The organism is Empedobacter sp. R750, assembly GCF_030324345.1.
GTDB classification, from domain to species: Bacteria; Bacteroidota; Bacteroidia; order Flavobacteriales; family Weeksellaceae; genus Empedobacter; species Empedobacter falsenii_C.
In genome coordinates, this window is record NZ_JACAGF010000049.1 from 1 (window position 1) to 1059 (window position 1059).

General features: G+C 33.9%; 1 protein-coding gene. It reads left to right on the forward strand.

Going from position 1 to position 1059, the window contains the following annotated elements; all coding sequences use genetic code 11:
• Positions 1–55: 55 nt before the first annotated feature.
• Positions 56–916, forward strand: a complete 861-nt coding sequence (locus HXZ74_RS17110) for a GIY-YIG nuclease family protein (RefSeq protein ID WP_286476512.1) — start codon at positions 56–58, stop codon at positions 914–916.
• Positions 917–1059 lie beyond the last annotated feature (143 nt).

The following is a 1059-nucleotide window of genomic DNA, read 5'->3' on the forward strand; positions in this document are numbered from 1 at the left end:
ACGTTAGCGGTCAGGCTACAACGACCGAACGTGAAACGAAAATTGACAATCAAAAATGACGAAATTTAGTTGGGACATAATTCAAAAACAATCAGACGAAATTTTATCGTGTGGACTTAACAAACTGAAAACTCAACCGTTTTGCGACACTTCGACAGTTAGTGAAAAAGGATTTGGAAATTATCTAATATCACTTGATAAAGTTCCATTTTATGTTGGCGAAGGAAAAGAACTTATCAAAAGACTTAAACAACAATTCAAACCAACGACATCGACTTTTTACAAGAATTTCGAGAAATTAAATTCAGCAAATCAACTTGCAAAACCTACGACAATTGATAAATTTAAAATTCAATTTATTTCGACAAATATTGGACGAAAAGAAGTTGAAGAATTTGGAATTGTAAACTTGCCAACAAAACTTAACGGCTTCCAACTTGACAAACGGAAAAAGTTTGCGATTGCAGACCAAAAAGGACTTTGGAATGCGGTTCAAGAAAATCATATACAACTTTTAGAAGAAGGAGAAACTAAAATTCTAAAATCAACTTTTACAAATTGGTTTGACACTAAAATTGTCAGTTTGGCTGGACTTTATCTAGTAAAAGACAAATCAGACAAGCTAATCTATATCGGAGAAAGTTCTGACATTGGAGAACGAATAAAAACTCATAGCGGACGAACTTATTTTTCTGCACTTAGACGACACATAGGAACAGACATCTTAGGTTTTGAACTTCAAGAAATTAAGGGTAAAAAAAGATATTTTAGCGAAACAGAAGACCGAAAAGTAACAGAATTTTTAAAAACGTGTAAAGTGACACTTTTTCCAGTTGCATTTGGACGTTATGAATTGGAAGAATATTTAATAAAAAAACACAGACCATTATTAAACCGAAAAGACAATAAAGATTAACTAACAAGCCCGAACCGCTAACAGCAGTTTGGCAAAATGGCGGGTTTAGTGCAAAATTCAAGTTCAGTTCTTCGATTGAACTTTTGTGCAAAACTGAACATTTGTGCTTCGATTTCCGCCACTTCGCCAAGCTGCAAACCGTT